The organism is Flavobacterium sp. K5-23 (genome assembly GCF_023278045.1).
Lineage (GTDB): Bacteria > Bacteroidota > Bacteroidia > Flavobacteriales > Flavobacteriaceae > Flavobacterium.
Map to the genome: position 1 here is coordinate 3304942 of NZ_CP056783.1, position 17499 is coordinate 3322440.

19 protein-coding genes are annotated in these 17499 nt (G+C 33.5%); 11 read left to right on the plus strand and 8 right to left on the minus strand.

All coding sequences use genetic code 11. From position 1 onward, the window contains the following. Positions 1–22: 22 nt before the first annotated feature. On the minus strand, positions 23–1129 hold the full coding sequence (locus FLAK523_RS14335; RefSeq protein ID WP_305881769.1) for a Glu/Leu/Phe/Val dehydrogenase: 1107 nt from the start codon (positions 1127–1129) through the stop codon (positions 23–25). 201 nt (positions 1130–1330) lie between these two features. Between FLAK523_RS14335 and FLAK523_RS14340 the strand changes: the two genes are divergently transcribed. The 9 genes from FLAK523_RS14340 (at position 1331) to FLAK523_RS14380 (ending at position 10410) form a co-directional block, all read left to right on the plus strand. Further along, the gene (locus FLAK523_RS14340) at positions 1331–3091 is read left to right on the plus strand and encodes an ABC transporter ATP-binding protein (protein ID WP_248904743.1); all 1761 of its coding nucleotides are present in this window, start codon (positions 1331–1333) and stop codon (positions 3089–3091) included. A 74-nt stretch (positions 3092–3165) separates the two neighbouring features. Further along, a complete protein-coding gene (locus tag FLAK523_RS14345; RefSeq protein ID WP_248904745.1) occupies positions 3166–3549 on the plus strand; it encodes a PUR family DNA/RNA-binding protein in 384 nt (127 codons plus the stop codon). Positions 3550–3655: 106 nt separating this feature from the next. Further along, a complete protein-coding gene (locus FLAK523_RS14350) occupies positions 3656–4546 on the plus strand; it encodes a mechanosensitive ion channel family protein (RefSeq protein ID WP_248904746.1) in 891 nt (296 codons plus the stop codon). Between the two features lie 298 nt (positions 4547–4844). Further along, on the plus strand, positions 4845–7352 hold the full coding sequence (locus FLAK523_RS14355; protein WP_248904748.1) for a cation-translocating P-type ATPase: 2508 nt from the start codon (positions 4845–4847) through the stop codon (positions 7350–7352). A 58-nt stretch (positions 7353–7410) separates the two neighbouring features. After that, positions 7411–7776, plus strand: coding sequence for a DoxX family protein (locus tag FLAK523_RS14360; protein WP_248904750.1), 366 nt, complete (start codon positions 7411–7413; stop codon positions 7774–7776). After that, positions 7777–8601: a sulfurtransferase gene (locus FLAK523_RS14365; RefSeq protein ID WP_248904753.1), complete on the plus strand. Its 825-nt coding sequence runs from the start codon at positions 7777–7779 to the stop codon at positions 8599–8601. It begins immediately after the preceding gene. A 43-nt stretch (positions 8602–8644) separates the two neighbouring features. Beyond that, positions 8645–9088 carry a cytochrome c oxidase assembly factor Coa1 family protein gene (locus tag FLAK523_RS14370; protein ID WP_248904755.1) on the plus strand — a complete coding sequence of 148 codons (444 nt, stop codon included), beginning with the start codon at positions 8645–8647 and terminating at the stop codon, positions 9086–9088. Then, positions 9085–9765: a GNAT family N-acetyltransferase gene (locus FLAK523_RS14375; RefSeq protein WP_248904756.1), complete on the plus strand. Its 681-nt coding sequence runs from the start codon at positions 9085–9087 to the stop codon at positions 9763–9765. Before FLAK523_RS14370 ends, FLAK523_RS14375 begins: the two co-directional genes overlap by 4 nt. Positions 9766–9882: 117 nt before the next feature. Further along, positions 9883–10410: a YceI family protein gene (locus FLAK523_RS14380; protein WP_248904758.1), complete on the plus strand. Its 528-nt coding sequence runs from the start codon at positions 9883–9885 to the stop codon at positions 10408–10410. Positions 10411–10441: 31 nt separating this feature from the next. On the opposite strand, the gene FLAK523_RS14385 is transcribed toward FLAK523_RS14380, so the two are convergent. Next, on the minus strand, positions 10442–10783 hold the full coding sequence (locus tag FLAK523_RS14385) for a tRNA-binding protein (RefSeq protein WP_248904760.1): 342 nt from the start codon (positions 10781–10783) through the stop codon (positions 10442–10444). A gap of 114 nt (positions 10784–10897) precedes the next feature. On the opposite strand from FLAK523_RS14385, the gene FLAK523_RS14390 reads away from it, so the two are divergent. Continuing rightward, complete coding sequence (locus FLAK523_RS14390; protein WP_248904761.1) at positions 10898–11455, plus strand: thioredoxin family protein; 558 nt, start codon at positions 10898–10900, stop codon at positions 11453–11455. A 131-nt stretch (positions 11456–11586) separates the two neighbouring features. Here FLAK523_RS14390 and FLAK523_RS14395 read toward each other — a convergent pair whose 3' ends face one another. The 4 genes from FLAK523_RS14395 to FLAK523_RS14410 all read right to left on the minus strand — a co-directional run bounded on the left by FLAK523_RS14395 (position 11587) and on the right by FLAK523_RS14410 (position 14733). Further along, on the minus strand, positions 11587–12519 hold the full coding sequence (locus FLAK523_RS14395) for a peptidylprolyl isomerase (protein WP_248904764.1): 933 nt from the start codon (positions 12517–12519) through the stop codon (positions 11587–11589). Between the two features lie 552 nt (positions 12520–13071). Continuing rightward, positions 13072–13371: a hypothetical protein gene (locus FLAK523_RS14400; protein WP_248904766.1), complete on the minus strand. Its 300-nt coding sequence runs from the start codon at positions 13369–13371 to the stop codon at positions 13072–13074. A gap of 83 nt (positions 13372–13454) precedes the next feature. Then, on the minus strand, positions 13455–14423 hold the full coding sequence (locus FLAK523_RS14405; RefSeq protein WP_248904768.1) for a sodium-dependent bicarbonate transport family permease: 969 nt from the start codon (positions 14421–14423) through the stop codon (positions 13455–13457). 25 nt (positions 14424–14448) lie between these two features. After that, positions 14449–14733: a hypothetical protein gene (locus FLAK523_RS14410; RefSeq protein ID WP_248904770.1), complete on the minus strand. Its 285-nt coding sequence runs from the start codon at positions 14731–14733 to the stop codon at positions 14449–14451. 56 nt (positions 14734–14789) lie between these two features. On the opposite strand from FLAK523_RS14410, the gene FLAK523_RS14415 reads away from it, so the two are divergent. Next, positions 14790–15716: a LysR family transcriptional regulator gene (locus tag FLAK523_RS14415; protein ID WP_248904779.1), complete on the plus strand. Its 927-nt coding sequence runs from the start codon at positions 14790–14792 to the stop codon at positions 15714–15716. Positions 15717–16267: 551 nt separating this feature from the next. Here FLAK523_RS14415 and tnpA read toward each other — a convergent pair. Both tnpA and FLAK523_RS14425 read right to left on the minus strand, forming a co-directional pair. Continuing rightward, positions 16268–16723, minus strand: a complete 456-nt coding sequence (tnpA, locus tag FLAK523_RS14420) for an IS200/IS605 family transposase (protein WP_248904789.1) — start codon at positions 16721–16723, stop codon at positions 16268–16270. Positions 16724–16948: 225 nt separating this feature from the next. Continuing rightward, entirely contained in the window at positions 16949–17407 is a 459-nt protein-coding gene (locus tag FLAK523_RS14425; protein ID WP_248904791.1) for a hypothetical protein, read from the minus strand. Positions 17408–17499: the final 92 nt, after the last annotated feature.

The following is a 17499-nucleotide window of genomic DNA, read 5'->3' on the forward strand; positions in this document are numbered from 1 at the left end:
ACTAAGAACCGCATACTGAACACTATTTCTTACTGTTCTCTTTTTTCCTTTGATCAATACGATTTTGAGCGATAGTTAATGCTGCGTGATGCGTAGTTATTCCATTAGCAATAGCATAATCAAAAATTTCTAAGGTAGTATTATAGATGTTTTCTGTTCTACTCATGATTTCTGCTTTGTCATAATGAGCTAATTCAGCATATACATTTATAATTCCACCTGCATTAATCAAGAAATCAGGAGCATATAAAATCCCTCTTTCTTGTAGAATTGCACCGTGAATATCTTCATTTGCTAATTGATTATTAGCAGCACCAGCGATTACCTTTGCTTTAATTTTATAAACAGTATCATTATTCAATGTTGCTCCCATTGCACATGGCGCATAAATATCAACATCAGCAGTATATAAATCAGTCCCAGTATATATTTCAGCACTGTATTTAGCACTCACTTCGTTTAACTTTTCCTGATTGATATCAGCAATAGTTACAATCGCTCCTTCTTTTGCTAAATAATCAACTAATATTTCACCTACGTGACCAATTCCCTGAACTAATACTTTTTTTCCTGTAAGCACATCAGAACCAAATTGTTGTTTTGCAGCTGCTTTCATTCCCATATACACACCATAAGCGGTAACTGGTGATGGATTCCCTGCTCCACCTCTAGATTCAGAAATTCCTGTAACATAAGGAGTCACATCTCTTACTGTATCCATATCACTCGTTTCCATTCCTACATCTTCAGCAGTAATGTATCTCCCTGATAATGAATGAACAAATTCACCAAACTTACGCATCAACTCAGGCGTTTTTTGTGTTTTGGCATCACCTATAATAACCGCTTTCCCACCACCAATATTCAAACCTGTAATTGCTGCTTTAAATGTCATTCCACGTGAAAGACGCAACACATCATTTAATGCATCCCACTCAGTTGCATAATTAAACATTCTAGTTCCTCCCAAAGCAGGTCCCATAACCGAATTATGAATACCAATAATTGCTTTTAAACCTGTATCTTTGTCGTTACAAAATACAATTTGTTCGTGATCATCAAATGATAATTGTCCAAAAACGGGATCCATTTTTTGAAGTTCCTTTCCTGTTGTGAAAGTTGCATCCATAGTATAATTTTTTATAGTGATAAATTATGAATTTGTCAAAAAGACAAGCCAAAATTACACAAAAAATACATATCTGTAAAAATATTTATATAAAACTGCAAATTTAGCAACATTGAAGCAATACGGCCTGATAGGAGTACTAATTATATTCGAATATAATTCACAAAACCAATACATTTCAAAACAGAATATCTTAAAAAAATGAAAGAATTACGTTATTTAAATAAATATTTCGTTAAATATAAATTTAGTTTTTTACTGGGAATCGTCATAACAATAATTGCACAAATCTTTTCATTATTCACCCCAAAACTGATTAGCAAATCATTTAAGGTAATTGAATCATTTTCTAAAGATAATACCATAGATCCATCGGTTATTCAACAAGAATTAATTTCGAATATTCTATTGATTATAGCAACAACTATTATAGCCGGATTCCTGACATTTTTAATGAGACAAACACTAATCGTTATGTCGCGTCACATTGAATTTGACCTTAAAAACGAAGTGTTTAGACAATACGAGAATTTATCTCAAAATTTTTACAAACAAAATCGTACTGGCGACTTGATGAATCGTATAAGTGAGGATGTATCCAAAGTAAGAATGTATGTAGGTCCAGCAGTAATGTACACCATCAATACCATTATTCGATTTACAATAGTAATCACCTATATGTATAATGTTTCCCCAAGGCTGACATTATATACTATTCTTCCATTGCCTATTTTGTCTTATTGCATATTTAAATTAAGTACCGAAATCAATAAAAGGAGTACCATATTCCAACAATATTTATCGAAAGTTTCTAGCTTCACCCAAGAAATATTCTCAGGAATTCGTGTAATAAAAGCCTATTCATTAGAAAACCAACATCAGAATAATATGATTGAGTTGGCTAACGAAAGCAAAAGTAAGAGTTTGAATTTAGCTAAATTACAAGCGATTTTCGGTCCTTTAATGCTAGCATTAATTGGAATAAGCAACCTGGTAGTTATCTATTTTGGTGGATTAATGTATATCGATGGAACAATAAAGAGTATTGGAACAATTGCTGAATTTATCCTGTATGTAAATATGCTTACCTGGCCAGTTGCTTCTTTAGGATGGGTATCTTCAATGGTTCAAGAAGCTGAAGCATCGCAAAAACGAATTAATGAATTCCTTAAAATTGAACCTGAAATTAAAAACAACAACCCCAACCATTCTATTATTGAAGGAAATATTTCATTCGAAAACGTAAGTTACACTTATATTGACACTAATATTACTGCTTTAAAAAATATCAGTTTCACCGTTAATAAAGGAGAAACACTGGCTATTCTAGGAAAAACTGGCTCTGGAAAATCAACTATACTTTCATTGATTTCTAGACTTTATGATGTAAACGATGGTCAGATAACAATCGACGGAAAAGAAATAAGCACCTTGAATTTATACGACTTACGTAACAATATTGGAATTGTTCCCCAAGATGCCTTTTTATTTTCGGATTCGATTCTAAACAATATCAAATTTGGGAAAGAAAATGCAACAGATGAAGAAGTAAAAACTGCTGCAAAAAATGCCGTAGTGCATAAAAACATTATGGGATTCAGCAAGAAATACGATACGGTTTTAGGCGAAAGAGGAATTACCCTTTCCGGTGGTCAAAAACAACGTGTTTCTATCGCAAGAGCCATTATCAAAAACCCTCCTATTTTATTATTTGACGACTGTTTATCGGCAGTAGATACCGAAACCGAAGAGACTATTTTGAACAATTTAAACGAAATTTGTAAGAACAAAACAACTATAATTGTAAGCCATCGTGTTTCATCTGCTAAGAATGCAGATAAAATAATAATACTTGACGAAGGAAAAATCATTCAACAAGGTTCTCATAATCAACTGATAAATCAAGAAGGCTATTATGCATCTCTCTATTTGAAACAATTATCCGAAAAAGAATTGCAATAATTGTTGTGTAATACATATATTTTTTAGATTTTTGAGTACTACTTAACAACCAAATATAAACTGAGAGACGGATTATGAGAGAAAATGACATATTAGAAAAAGAAGAGATTTTTTCCAAGGTTTTACGTGCTGGAAGAAGAACATACTTCTTTGATGTGAGGGCTACAAAAGCAGATGATTATTATATTACGATTACCGAGAGTAAAAAATTTACTGAAGAAGATGGATCTTTTCATTTTAAGAAACATAAAATATATTTATACAAGGAAGATTTTACTTCTTTTGCAGAAATTCTAGAAGAGATGACATCTTATGTTTTGAACCACAAAGGCGAAGAAGTAATTTCAGAAAGACACCAAAAGGATTTCAAAAAAGAATATGCTAACGAAAAAGTAACTTCTAATGGTGAAATTCCACACATATCAAGTTTTACAGACATTGATTTTGATGACATCTAATTTAAATCTTTAAATTAGACACATTAATAACTTACGTAAAAAGTTCAAAAATCATATGGTTTTTGAACTTTTTGTTTTTATAAAAATTAACTAAATTATACATTCTATGCAAGAAATAGTAACAAAATACGCCGACAAATATGCAGAACTAATTATCCCATGGCTTTTGACTAGTGGGTTACAAATTATCATCATTATAATAGGTGCATTAATTCTCAACAAAATAATAAGTAGTTTTATTGAGAAAGCAGTTAGAATCGCCGTTAGACCTGATGGTATCTCTTCTAAAGAGGCAGAAGAAAAGAGAGAAAACACATTGATCCAAATTTTCAATACCACTGCAAAAATTAGTTTATTGACAATTACAGGTTTAATGGTTCTTCAAGAATTTGGAGTAGAAATCGCACCTATATTAGCGGCAGCAGGAATCGTGGGATTAGCATTTGGATTTGGGGGACAATACCTAATTAGAGATATTATTTCCGGCCTTTTTATCATTCTAGAAAACCAATACCGCATAGGTGATGTCGTGAATTTTGACAATGCAGGAGGAACTGTTGAAGAAATTAGTTTAAGAAAAACTACATTGAGAGATATTGACGGAACGGTTCATCATATTCCTCATGGAGAAATTAAAAAAGTGTCTAATCTTTCTAAAGATTATTCCCGTGTGAACTTAGATATGGGTGTGGGATACAGTTCTAACCTTGAACATGTAATCGAAGTGATTAACAATGTAGGTAATGAAATTGCGGCTGACCCAAAGTGGAAACAATATATCATAGCTACACCACAATTTTTACGTGTGAATGATTTTGCCGATTCAGCGATCATGCTAAAAATATTAGGAGAAACATTACCACACCGTCAATGGGAGGTTACTGGAGAACTTAGAAAAAGATTAAAAATAGCTTTTGACAAAGAAGGAATTGAAATTCCATTTCCACAAATGGTAATGCACAAAGCAAAAGAACCAGTAAACAATTCTGAAATATAAACTACCCTATTTATTCGTCCTTTTAAAAGTCTGAAAATCAATTGATTTTCAGACTTTTAATTTATAGATTATTATTACTAGAAAGATACTGAAAATGGCATAGGTCTTTTCAACGATAAGAAGTGTTTTTACAATACTAGCTAAATCCATAGTAGAATATTTTTCATCCTAATGACTTAGGAAAATGGTAATAAATTATAAAACCAACAAGTACTATTCTTTTAGTAAGCCAGCCAACTATCATTTTAAGATAAAAGTAAAAACCTTATATTTGAGTAACTCCTACCAAATTTATTCAATGTCAAAAGAAATCAATATTCCTGAAAATATCATTGGCCTAACTGATACTGAAGTTATTACTTCCAGAGAACGATTTGGGAACAATGAACAAATTCAAAAACAACAATACAAATGGTGGCTGGCCCTTTTTGATTTATTAAAAGAGCCTATGCTTTTACTTTTAATCGCTGTGGCGATAATCTATTTTATCTTAGGCGAAAATAGTGAAGCTTTTTTTATGCTTGCTGCAATAGTGGTTGTTTCAGGAATATCGTTTTATCAGGACAATCGCAGCAGGAAAGCACTGGAAGCACTAGAAAAATTGAACGAACCATTGAGTTCCGTTTTACGAAATGGTGTTGCAATAAAAATTCCCACACGTGAAATTGTTATTAATGATTTGGTCATTGCAGAAGAAGGCAACACTATTAATGCCGATGGAGAAATTGTACATAGCAATGATTTTTCAGTTAATGAATCTACCCTTACCGGCGAAGCCTACTCCGTTTTTAAATCGGAGAAAACAGATAAAAAAACCGTTTTTAGCGGCACTTTAGTTGCTTCTGGATTAGCAGTTTATAAAGCAACCAAAATTGGTCCCGAAACTGAAATTGGAAAACTAGGAAGTTCCATTCTAAACATTAAGGAACAACCTACGCCGCTACAAGTACAAATTGAAAAATTCGTAAAAGGAATGGCTGTTATAGGAATAGTTATTTTCTTATTGGTTTGGGGTGTTTATTTCTGGAAAACCCATAATTTACTGAACAGTTTATTAAAAGGACTGACCCTGGCAATGTCTATTTTACCCGAAGAAATTCCAGTGGCATTTACCACCTTTATGGCTTTGGGTTCTTGGAGATTAATGAAAGAAGGCGTGATTGTAAAAAAAATAAGAACCGTAGAAACTTTAGGGAGTGCCACCGTAATTTGCACCGATAAAACGGGAACCATTACGGAAAACAAAATGAGTTTACAATCGGTTTATGCTTTCAACACCAATAAATTATTCGAAAAAGAAAACTGGAATGATCCCGAAGCCAAAAAAGTAATTGAAATGGCTATGTGGGCGAGTGAACCGGTTCCTTTTGATCCAATGGAAAAAACATTACATCAAGAATACGAGGCAATAACTTCTAAAGACACTCGAAGAGATTTCCTGATGGTACATGAATATCCTCTTGATGGAAAACCGCCTATGATGACGCATATTTTTCAAAATCAAGAAGGCAAACGAATTATTGCCGCAAAAGGAGCTCCCGAAGCAATTTTAAAAGTATCCAACCTCAACGAAGACGAAAAAAACACGATTCTTAAAACAATGGAAATTTTGGCATCCAAAGGGTATCGAATTCTTGGAGTGGCGCATTCTGATTATTCCGAAAAAAACTTTCCTTTAAACCAAGAAGAGCTTCCCTTCCATTTTGATGGTTTAGTCGTTTTTTACGATCCGCCAAAAGCGAATATTCAGCAAATAATTAAACAATTCTATGAAGCGGGCATTCAGGTAAAAGTAATAACCGGTGACAATAGCGCCACCACTAAAGCCATTGCGGAAATGGCTGGAATTAAAAATCCAGATATTGTTATGGAAGGGGAAGAAATAATGAAGCTGGACGAAGTGAAAAGGCTACAAAGCATACACAACAGTACCCTTATGACCCGTATGTTTCCCGAAGCAAAATTGGCTGTGGTAAATGCACTCAAAAAAGACAATCAAATTGTGGCGATGATAGGTGACGGTGTCAATGACGGCCCTGCATTAAAAGCATCACACATTGGGATTGCAATGGGTAAAAAAGGGACCGAAATTGCTAAAACAGCCGCCGACTTAATTCTAGTCGATGATGATTTATCAAAAATGATTGTGGCTGTAGCTGCGGGTCGTCGTATTTACACTAATTTAAAAAAAGCAGTACAGTATATTGTTTCCATACACATCCCCATTATCCTTACCGTTTCACTACCGCTGTTTTTTGGATGGGTTTATCCCGATATTTTTACTCCAGTCCACGTTATTTTTCTAGAGTTAATAATGGGTCCAATGTGTTCGATTGTGTATGAAAACGAACCTGCTGAAAAAAACAGTATGCAACAAAGACCACGGCAGTTAGGTAGCACTTTCTTGTCTCTAAAAGAAATGGGAATCAGCATCATTCAAGGAATTGTAATAACGCTCGGGATATTATTTGTATACCAATTAACGGTTCAAAATGGAGGAAATGAAAACTTAACCCGAACTATGGTTTTCACCACTTTAGTTTTTTCAAATATCATTTTATCGCTCGTCAATCGTTCCTTTTATTATTCGGTTATTTCTTCTTTGAAAAACAAAAATAATATGATGGTGTTCGTCAATTCCATCACCTTACTGATGCTTGGAATGATTTTATACATCACTCCCATTGCTGATTTTTTTGAAGTTCTTCCGTTGCAATTTCACCAAATTGGAATTTGTCTCTCAATAAGTGCAGTTTCAGTACTTTGGATTGAAATATGGAAATGGAATAAACGCTTAAAAAATTAATGATTATCTTTATTATTCGAATTAAATTCTGATTATCAATTACTTAAATTTAAATAAAATGGAAAATAAAGACAAAATTGTGTATTGGATTGCAACTGGATTATTATCAGCAATGATGCTTATGTCAGCTGGAATGTACATATTCAACAATGCAATGGTTAGCGAATTATTTAAAAGTTTAGGCTACCCTGTTTATATTATATATCCATTTGCTGTAGCCAAAATTTTAGGGATACTGGTTATATTAACTAAGAAATCCACTTTTCTTAAAGAGCTGGCTTATGCTGGTTTCTTTTATGACTTCCTACTGGCTTTCAGCGCGCACATTAATGCCGAAGATGGTGGATATGTTCCCTCTATAGTTGCTATGACCTTGCTTATTATTTCTTATTTTTACGATAAAAAAGTTTTTAAAACTGCTTAAATGAAAAAACCAATAGTTTCTGTCAGTTGGCTCAAGGAACATCTTGATGATGCTGACTTAATTATACTCGATGCCACACAAAAAGTAAATCAAGCTAAAGTAGAATCACAATTTGATGGGCTCCAAATAAAAGGGGCACGCTTTTTTGACATCAAAAATGATTTTAGCGACACGACAAATCCATTGCCCAATACTTTACCTAATGCGGATGATTTTGCAAAAGCGGCCAGAAAGTTGGGCATAAACAAAGACAGTAAGATTGTTGTTTATGACAGCTTAGGAATTTATTCAAGTCCTAGAGTGTGGTGGTTGTTTAAAATTATGGGACATTCAACCGTTTGGGTTTTGGATGGCGGTCTTCCGGCTTGGATTAAAGAAGGGTATGCAACTGAACCAACACATCAATCCAATTACATAAAAGGAAATTTTGAATCGAAATTCAATCCTGATTTGGTTAAATCCAAAGAACAAATTTTAGAAAACATACACAACAAAGAAGCCGTATTGATTGATGCGCGTTCCAGTGACCGTTTTTCAGGGGAGACCGAAGAACCCCGAGTAGGATTACGAAGCGGACATATTCCAGGCTCCATCAATATACCATATACTAATCTTTTAAATGACGGCAAATTTTTACCCAAAGAAGAATTGGCCAAAATACTCCCGCAACATAACAAATCCTTACTCTTTAGTTGTGGCTCCGGCGTTACAGCTTGCATTGATTTTATCGCTTACGAACTTATAGGGAATAACAACCCAAAAGCGGTCTATGATGGTTCTTGGACTGAATGGGGACAAATTGAAAGTTTACCTATTGAGAAATAAATAACCCCTTGAAATTAAGGCGTTTTTAACAAACACGAAATGAATGAATAATGAACAAATAAAAGAAAAAAGTTGGTGGAAAAGAAACTGGAAGTGGTTGTTACCAACACTATTCTTCATTTTTATTCTGGGGCTAGGGTTAATGACGATTACAGGAAATGGTAAAAATATTAACGATTTAACCCAAGCCTATTCAGACAATTCTCTTTTTGAAAATGCATTTGAAAAAGCAAAAACAAACCAAAGGGTTATAGCTATACTTGGAGTTATAGAACCTATTGACAAGTTGGCCATCTTAGAAGGCAACACTAAATATTCGAACAATAATAATTCAGTAGATTTGACGGTAAGAATTATTGGAAACAAAGGAAAAGGAAAATTAGATGTATCCGCGGTCAGGAATGGCGCGACTTGGGAATACCGAAAAATTAACGTCCGAATTAAGCAAACACAAGAAGAAATACATATATTAAAAACAAAACTATGAATTTCAAAGACGAAAGCAAACTAGACAATCCCGTTTGGTATTCTTTATCTGAAAGTCACAAGGAATACGCTATAGACTATAGTGGATCTAAATTTTACCATCCTGATTATTGTCCGTTTGGAGGATTTATTGATGCAGAAACTACTTCAAGCGCTGCAAACAACTATTCTAAACTATGTCAAAACTTTTTTATTGTTGGTGAAAAACCAGTAATACCAAACAACTTAAAAATTATAGACGAATTAGTTTGTTTACAAATGATAATCTATGATACTATAGATCTTCAATATACAGATGAAATTGTAAAACTAGAAGAGGAACATCTTGACGATTTAATGGGATTAGTCAAAATCGTTTATCCTGAATATTTCAAAGAAAAAACTGCCGATATAGGAAGTTATTACGGCATCTATATAAACAACCAACTCGTTGCTATGACAGGCGAAAGAATGAAAATGGATGGTTTTACGGAAGTAAGTGCCGTCATAACCCATCCCGATCACACAGGCAAAGGATATGCAAAACAATTAGTTGCCTACACGGCGAATGCTATTTTAAAAGAAAACAGTATCCCTTTCCTTCACGTTTATGAAAAGAATTACGGTGCTATTAAACTTTATGAAAAATTGGGATTTAAGACAAGAACAAGAATGAGCTTTTGGAATATTACAACCTAACTGTAATTAAAAGCAAACTGAATCACTAAAACCATAACGCGTTGATTACCAATTGTTTTTAATAAATAAATCGTAACTTTATTACATTAATACAATTAACTTTTAACAATAAGCGCTATGGAAAATAAAAATTGGGTATTAGATCCGGCACATTCCGTTTTACAGTTCAATATAACACATTTAATGATTGCTACCTTGAGAGGAACTTTCAATGAAATTGAAGGGACTGTGGAGGCAGAAGACAATTTTGAAAACGCAAAATTTTCATTTAGTGCCAATGTAGATTCGGTTGACACCAATGATGAAAAAAGGGACGCCCATCTTAAAGGTCCTGATTTCTTTGAAACAGACAAATTTCCAAAACTCAGTTTTACCTCAACAAAATTCACGAAAATAACAGACGATAAATTCGAATTGACAGGAAATCTTACCATTAAGAATACCACAAAATCGGTCGTTTTAAATGCTGATTTTGGAGGTACAATGATAGATCCTTGGGGGAACCTAAAAGCAGGTTTTGAGTTGAAAGGAAAAATCAACCGCAAGGATTATGGATTGACTTGGAATGCCCAGATAGAAGCCGGCGGAACAATGGTAAGCGAGGAAGTGACTTTGATTGCAAACATTGAGCTTTTGAAAAAATAATATTTGGACAAAAAAAGTAGTATTTGAACAACTAACCGATACGCAATCCGTTTTCTATTTTAAAATCAGGAGCTAGTAAAATAACATCGCCCTCATCCCCTACTGCTCCCAGAACAAGACATTCACTCATAAACTTCCCGATTTGTTTTTTGGGGAAGTTCACTACGGCTACAATTTGTCGGCCGAGTAAATCTTCTTTTGAATACCGTTTAGTTATTTGAGCCGAAGTTTTTCGAACACCGATAAATTCTCCAAAATCAATCGTGAGTTGGTAAGCTGGTTTTCTGGCTTCAGGAAAATCATTGACTTCAAGAATGGTTCCCACGCGCATTTCTGTTTTTTCAAAATCTTGCCAACTTAAATTGTTTTCCATCTTTAATTATAATTTTATTCGAATGACTAATACAATCTAAAATTAATCATTTAGCCCATAAAACAATCCTTTTTTACTTAACTTTAAACCTGAAACTTTAAACTAAAAGCATCCATGTCAAGAACACCATCAAATATGCTCGCTCTAGGAACTACTGCTCCAGAATTTCAGCTGAAGGATATGACTTCAGAAACTGAAACCTTCACTTTTGCCGACTTAAAAGGGGAGAAAGGTACTTTGGTTATGTTCATTTGTAATCACTGTCCGTTTGTGCTTCACGTTTTAGAGGAAATTGTAATGATTGCAAATGATTACAGAGTGCAAGGACTTGGGATTGTAGCTATTTCTAGTAATGATGTTATAAATTATCCACAAGACGCTCCTGAATTGATGACGGAGTTTGCTTTCGAAAATAATTTTGAGTTCCCTTATCTATACGATGAAACACAGGAAGTAGCAAAAGCTTATGATGCGGCTTGTACCCCAGATTTCTTTTTATTTGACAGTCAAGATAAATTAGTTTATCGTGGTCAACTGGATGACAGCCGTCCCGGAAATGGGATTCCTCTTAGTGGAAGTGATTTACGCGGCGCCATAGATGGTGTAATTTATAACCGAATCATCAATCCAGATCAAAAACCAAGTATTGGGTGTAATATTAAGTGGAAATAAAATTATGAGTTATGGGTAATAAGTTTTAAACTGCCTACATAAAAAAAACGCCTCAAAATATAATTTTGAGGCGTTTCCTATTTATTCACTAATATAAACTGATCACTGTAAACTGATCACTGAATACTATATTACTTTACTTCCATTAATTCTACGTCAAAAATCAAAGTAGCGTTAGGTGGAATTGCTCCTCCAGCACCACGAGATCCGTAACCTAAGTGTGATGGAATCACGAAACGTGCTTTATCTCCAACTTTCAATAAAGCGATTCCTTCATCCCATCCTTCGATAACTTGACCTTGACCTAATCTAAATTCGATTGGTTTTTTTCTTGGGTATGAAGAATCAAAAACTTTTCCGTTTTCTAGTGATCCTTCATAGTGAACTGCAACAGTTTTTCCTGATTGAGCTTGTTTTCCTTCACCACGTTGGATGAATTGGTAACGCAAACCGCTTTCTGTTTTTTCAAAACCAGCTGCCAGTTTTTCCATAGCTGCCTCAGCATCTGCTTTTAAACCAGCATCGCGCTTGTTACGTGCTCCTTTGAAAGTAATAAAAGCTTCAATAGCATTCCACTTTTCAGCTTCTTCACCTACTCTTACAATTTCTAAAGTATCTAATTTGTCTCCTTGAGCAACTGCATCAACGATATCTTGTCCTTCTACAACATGACCAAAAACAGTATGTTTTCCGTCTAACCATGAAGTTGGTACGTGAGTAATGTAAAATTGAGAACCGTTAGATCCAGGTCCTGAGTTAGCCATAGCTAAAATTCCAGGCTTATCGTGTTTTAAACTTGGGTGAAATTCATCATCAAATTTATATCCTGGGTCACCAGTACCAGTTCCTTGTGGACATCCACCTTGAATCATGAAATCAGGAATTACTCTATGAAATGATAATCCGTCGTAAAATCTTGTTCCTTGTGGTTTTACTTTATTCTCCATATTTCCTTCTGCAAGTGCTACAAAATTCCCTACGGTTCCTGGTGTTAATTCGTGTTCTAGTTTTACTAAAATAGCACCTTTAGAGGTGTTGAATTTAGCGTATATTCCGTTTTCCATTATGATTGTTTTTTATTGAATGGCAAATTTACGAAATTAATTAGAGAATCTGAAAATTTGCTGCTATTGTTCCGCAAGGAACTATACATTGGTAGAAATCACAAATTACAATATTCTTTTTTTCCTACCGAGACAAAAAGAATAGCGCTCAATGTCATTAAGTCAATGCTTTTTCCTGGTTTTCATGAATTATTAAAGACTACTAGCACTCTAAATAATATGTGATTTCTCCTTCGTCGAAATCTCGACAAAGGAGAGATCACACAAGTAGCTCGACAATCCTATTATATTTATTTAATTTTTTAAAACAAAAAGGCTATCAATCCTTGACAGATGTTTACATCAAACTTAACCCATCATCCCGAAGCCTCGGGACGAACTAACCTACTTTAAAAAAAACGAAAACATGTTTCGTAAATGTCGACTATAAAAGCCAATTTATATGGAAAAGAAACTATGTTTAAAACTAGACAAAAATCCTAATTACCTTTCTATGCAAAAAGCATAGAAAGGTAATTAGGATTAAATTTTAGTATCTGTTATAAGAAATCTTTAATCTTCTATTTCAATTTGAATGACACTGCGCATTTTTAACTTTTTACCATTTAAACGTGCTTGAGAGAAAAAATCTGTAGCTAATTTTTGTTCATTCATTAGTTCATCAATTCTTCCACTATCATGAGCACATTCGGATGTATTGTTACCTTCTACGATAGATAGACGACATAATTTATGAAAATTAATCTTCACTTTTAAAACTGAATTAATAATATCTGAAGCTTCTGAAGCTGTAAAAACGCCATTAATTAAATCTATCTTCTGAGTTGTTTTTGTTTGTTCTAATGTTTCCATCTTGTTATAATTGTTTTCTTGTGTTATGAATGCAGAATTGCATAATTAATTTTTATTTATTTTGTACTTTGTATTAATTTTATTTATATCATTTTTATAATACACAAATACAATGGCATGCCTAAAGTAATATTGAAAGGAAATGTAATTGCCAAAGCCATTGGTATGTATAAACTCGGATTGGCTTTTGGTGCGGCAATTTTCATTGCTGCCGGAACTGCTATATAAGATGCGCTTGCTGCCAGAATAGCAAAAAGTAATCTGTTACCCACGCTTTCCGTTAAAATACCGCTTATAACCGCAACCAAACTACCATTTATAACAGGTATTATTATCGCAAACAGTAATGCAAACCATCCTTTTTTGATAAAATCAGATAATTTTCGACCACTAGTTATTCCCATATCTAATAAAAATACCGCAAGAAATCCTTTGAAAAGATCTGTAGTAAATGGCTTGATACCTTCAGCTTGTGCTTCGCTAGCCATAAAACCTATGCATAGACTTCCTATGATTAAGAGTACACTCCCGTTTGTAAGCGCATGATGAATTACTTTTTTCATTGGTACACTTTCTTCCCCTTTTTTAGTCTTCTTAAAAAAAGTCATAAGTAATAAACCTACCATAATTGATGGCGCTTCCATAAGTGCCATAACGGCAATCATATGACCACTAAATTCAATTTGCTCTAACTCCAGAAAAGAAATAGTGGTTACAAATGTTACTGCGCTCACTGAGCCATAAGCTGCCGCAATAGCTCCGGCATTTTCTACATTAAACTTTCTTCTAAGAATGAAATACGTATACAACGGAACTACAACAGCTAAGGCAAGCCCAAAGAGTAATGACCAAAGTATTTCCATTGAAAAAGCGCTATGCGCTAGCTCTTGGCCACCTTTAAAACCAATGGATAATAGCAGATATAAAGAAATAAATTTTGAGGAATTTTCAGGGATGCTAAGATCACTTTTTAGCTGAACAGCAATTATTCCTAGAAAGAAAAAAAGTAAAGCAGGATTGGTTAAATTATCAATTAATAAATGTAGATCCATTTTATTTTATAGTTGTTTATTAGTTTTAATTTTTTGATTGTCGATTTGATAATTGGAGAATAAAGAATGCTATAGATACTATTCCGCCACCAACTACTAGTTCAAAAAGAAATAAATTACCATTATTAATTGATAGGTAAATAAATCCGCAAAATGTAGCAAATAATGCTACAAGCTTTAGAGCTTGGCTTGGCTCTTTTCTTGTTCCTTGCCCAAATGAGAACGGTATAGATTTAGGTATACTCTCGTCCATTTTTATAATTTCAAAATCACTCAATTTTTCAAGTTTTAAATTTTGTGCAAATATCATACGTATTATTCATAAATTTTTATCTATATTTATTATGTTATATATAAGATATATTTATGAAATACACATTGCATCAACTAGAGATTTTCAATAAAGTCAATGAACTTCAGAGTGTTACAAAAGCTTCGGAAGAGTTGTTTTTAACGCAACCTGCAGTATCTATGCAGCTAAAAAATTTTCAAGATCAATTTCAAATGCCATTATTTGAAGTTGTAGGACGAAGAATTTACATCACGGAGTTTGGAAAAGAGATTGCACTAGCTGCCGAAAATATTTTAAATGAAGTGAATGCCATAAACTATAAAGCGTTATCATTTCATGGTGAGTTGGCAGGAAAACTTAAAATCGCCATTGTATCTACTGCGAAATATGTTATGCCATATTTTTTAACTGATTTTATTAATCAGCATAAAAGTGTAGATCTTTTTATGGACGTTACTAATAAGGCTGAAGTTGTCAGGTCACTGGAGAATAACGAGATTGATTTTGCTATGGTGTCTACTATTCCTAAGCACCTAAAAATAAATCGCATTCAACTTATGGAAAACAAACTTTACCTTGTTGGCGGGAAACAATTTAAATCCACTGGAAATTACCTTTCTAACAAAGAATTTGAGCAACTACCTCTTATTTATAGAGAACAAGGTTCTGCAACACGAAAGAAGATGGAATACTTTCTATCGTCCAATAAAATTTCAATATATAAGAAGATGGAATTAAAATCTAATGAAGCTGTAAAACAAGCCATAATTGCAGGATTAGGCTACTCGATAATGCCTTTAATTGGAATAAAAAACGAACTTAAAAATGGTGACTTACAAGTGATTCCGGTTAAAAAACTCCCAATGACAACTGATTGGAATTTAATCTGGCTGAAATCGAAAAATCTATCATCCATAGCTAAAAGTTTCATTGTGAATATTAATGAAAATAAAGATGACATCATAAAGAGTAAGTTTAATTGGTTTGATGAGTATCTTTAGGCAGTAAGTTTAGACGCTATAGCATCTTTTAATAATAGAAAAATAATGTGAAGTTTCTTGCATTGCCACTAACGTCAGTTTGTCTAAAAACCTCCGTACTTTTTGTGTTAATTAGAAGGTAAATACAGGCGATTTAGATTACGATTAGTTTCTTTTTATAAAAAATCGATCGGTTTGAAAATAATAAAGACAAGACGTAAAAAGCTTTAAAAGAATCATTTACAGCTTCAATAAACAAAGTAAAGGCAAAGTCTCCCGACTTTGTACCCGTTGCTAAAAGCACGTAACGAATTAACTTCAAACTAAAGTTTAACCCCAAACTAAAGCAAAAATATTGTGTTCTTTTAGTTTGTCGATTCGTATTGCTTGCTCATCGTTGTGGGTACAAAGTCGGGTCCCGAGTTCTTTCGGGATTGCGCAGCATAAACCGACTAACTCTGCGGGAAGGGTTTATACGACTGGTTTTTTGTTCCGCTAGGGACTATAAATTGGTAGAAACAACAAATCCCCCTGCTTTTTTTGTCCCGTTAGGGACTATACCAATTCTAAATCTATTCTTTGAATATAAATTTTTCGTCATAATCAATTTCAACTTTTTCAAGGAAGTCAATGTACTCCTCAATAAATGTTTTCTTTTTATGGTGTAATTCCTGATTTTGAATATAATTTATTACTTGATTGATCTGTGATTTACTGTGTGAAAATGCCCCATACCCTTCTTGCCATTCAAAATGTCGGCTTGTCAGTTTATTTTCATTTATCCATTTTGAAGAACTTTGTTTCACATCCTTCATTAAATCCGAAATGGATTGTGCGGGTCTTAACCCAATTAAAATATGGATGTGATCTGGCATTCCGTTTATTGCCAAAAGTTTATGGTTATTGTTTTGAATTATACCCGTCATATATTTATACAAATCTTCAACCCAGTTGGCTTGCATTATTCCATCCCGGAATTTAACCGCAAAAACAAAATGGATGTGTATTTGTGTATAGGTATTTGCCATAAAAGTTACGTCCCTACGGGACTTTGTTTGGGGTGGATTCCACTTCGTTGCTACCAATATTTAATTCCTACGGAATAATTTTAGAAATTTATAAAATTTAACGTTATGCTGCCTTGAGATGGTTGGAAATTCGTAACCTTTCAGTTTTCGGCATAACGAAAACTTGATGCGAAAAGGTAATTCCACTAAATTTCAGCTAGCTCAAAGCTGTTAATAGCTGGCGTTTTATTCTACATTTAGAAAGTTTTTCATTTCGTTCGGCATTGGATAGTGACTGTTTTGGCGCATTATTAAAACTATTTCACCTAAATGGAATGATAGATGAACTGTTAGGTCTTGAACTATTTTTAACTTTTCCGATATGTTGTTTTGTTCAATTGTCATTTTACTAACCTCTATTTTAATCTTTTCAATTTGCTTTTCAAACCTATCAATTTTGTTATTAAGTATACTTTGGTTTAATATGTTTTTTTCTGCGAACCACGTGTCCACTTCATTTATTTCTTTTGTTTTATTTTCACACAGTTTTTCTATTTGGTAATCCTGCCAAATTATTAAATGATTTAATATTTGCCATATACTTTTAGGAGAATTGTTATTTGTCAAACTAGCTTGTTGAATTTCCAATTTGGCGAATACTTTAAATGTGTCAAAAGAGTCTGCAAATATATTTTCGAATTTCATAAGTTATTTTCTGTGTAAAAATTGTGTTAGATTCCTGACTCTGCGGTACGCTTGCTACTAACTTGTATATATATATATATCCGAAAAATCAT

Coding starts and splice junctions, on each gene's coding strand:
- FLAK523_RS14400 (WP_248904766.1), bottom strand. CDS start 13,371: ATGGAAACATTAGAACAAACAAAAACAACTCAGAAGATAGATTTAATT.
- FLAK523_RS14395 (WP_248904764.1), bottom strand. CDS start 12,519: ATGGAAAACGGAATATACGCTAAATTCAACACCTCTAAAGGTGCTATT.
- FLAK523_RS14360 (WP_248904750.1), top strand. CDS start 7,411: ATGGAAAATAAAGACAAAATTGTGTATTGGATTGCAACTGGATTATTA.
- FLAK523_RS14340 (WP_248904743.1), top strand. CDS start 1,331: ATGAAAGAATTACGTTATTTAAATAAATATTTCGTTAAATATAAATTT.
- FLAK523_RS14385 (WP_248904760.1), bottom strand. CDS start 10,783: ATGGAAAACAATTTAAGTTGGCAAGATTTTGAAAAAACAGAAATGCGC.
- FLAK523_RS14410 (WP_248904770.1), bottom strand. CDS start 14,733: ATGATATTTGCACAAAATTTAAAACTTGAAAAATTGAGTGATTTTGAA.
- FLAK523_RS14370 (WP_248904755.1), top strand. CDS start 8,645: ATGAATAATGAACAAATAAAAGAAAAAAGTTGGTGGAAAAGAAACTGG.
- FLAK523_RS14345 (WP_248904745.1), top strand. CDS start 3,166: ATGAGAGAAAATGACATATTAGAAAAAGAAGAGATTTTTTCCAAGGTT.
- FLAK523_RS14335 (WP_305881769.1), bottom strand. CDS start 1,129: ATGGATGCAACTTTCACAACAGGAAAGGAACTTCAAAAAATGGATCCC.
- FLAK523_RS14405 (WP_248904768.1), bottom strand. CDS start 14,423: ATGGATCTACATTTATTAATTGATAATTTAACCAATCCTGCTTTACTT.
- FLAK523_RS14415 (WP_248904779.1), top strand. CDS start 14,790: ATGAAATACACATTGCATCAACTAGAGATTTTCAATAAAGTCAATGAA.
- FLAK523_RS14390 (WP_248904761.1), top strand. CDS start 10,898: ATGTCAAGAACACCATCAAATATGCTCGCTCTAGGAACTACTGCTCCA.
- FLAK523_RS14425 (WP_248904791.1), bottom strand. CDS start 17,407: ATGAAATTCGAAAATATATTTGCAGACTCTTTTGACACATTTAAAGTA.
- FLAK523_RS14355 (WP_248904748.1), top strand. CDS start 4,845: ATGTCAAAAGAAATCAATATTCCTGAAAATATCATTGGCCTAACTGAT.
- FLAK523_RS14380 (WP_248904758.1), top strand. CDS start 9,883: ATGGAAAATAAAAATTGGGTATTAGATCCGGCACATTCCGTTTTACAG.
- FLAK523_RS14350 (WP_248904746.1), top strand. CDS start 3,656: ATGCAAGAAATAGTAACAAAATACGCCGACAAATATGCAGAACTAATT.
- FLAK523_RS14365 (WP_248904753.1), top strand. CDS start 7,777: ATGAAAAAACCAATAGTTTCTGTCAGTTGGCTCAAGGAACATCTTGAT.
- tnpA (WP_248904789.1), bottom strand. CDS start 16,723: ATGGCAAATACCTATACACAAATACACATCCATTTTGTTTTTGCGGTT.
- FLAK523_RS14375 (WP_248904756.1), top strand. CDS start 9,085: ATGAATTTCAAAGACGAAAGCAAACTAGACAATCCCGTTTGGTATTCT.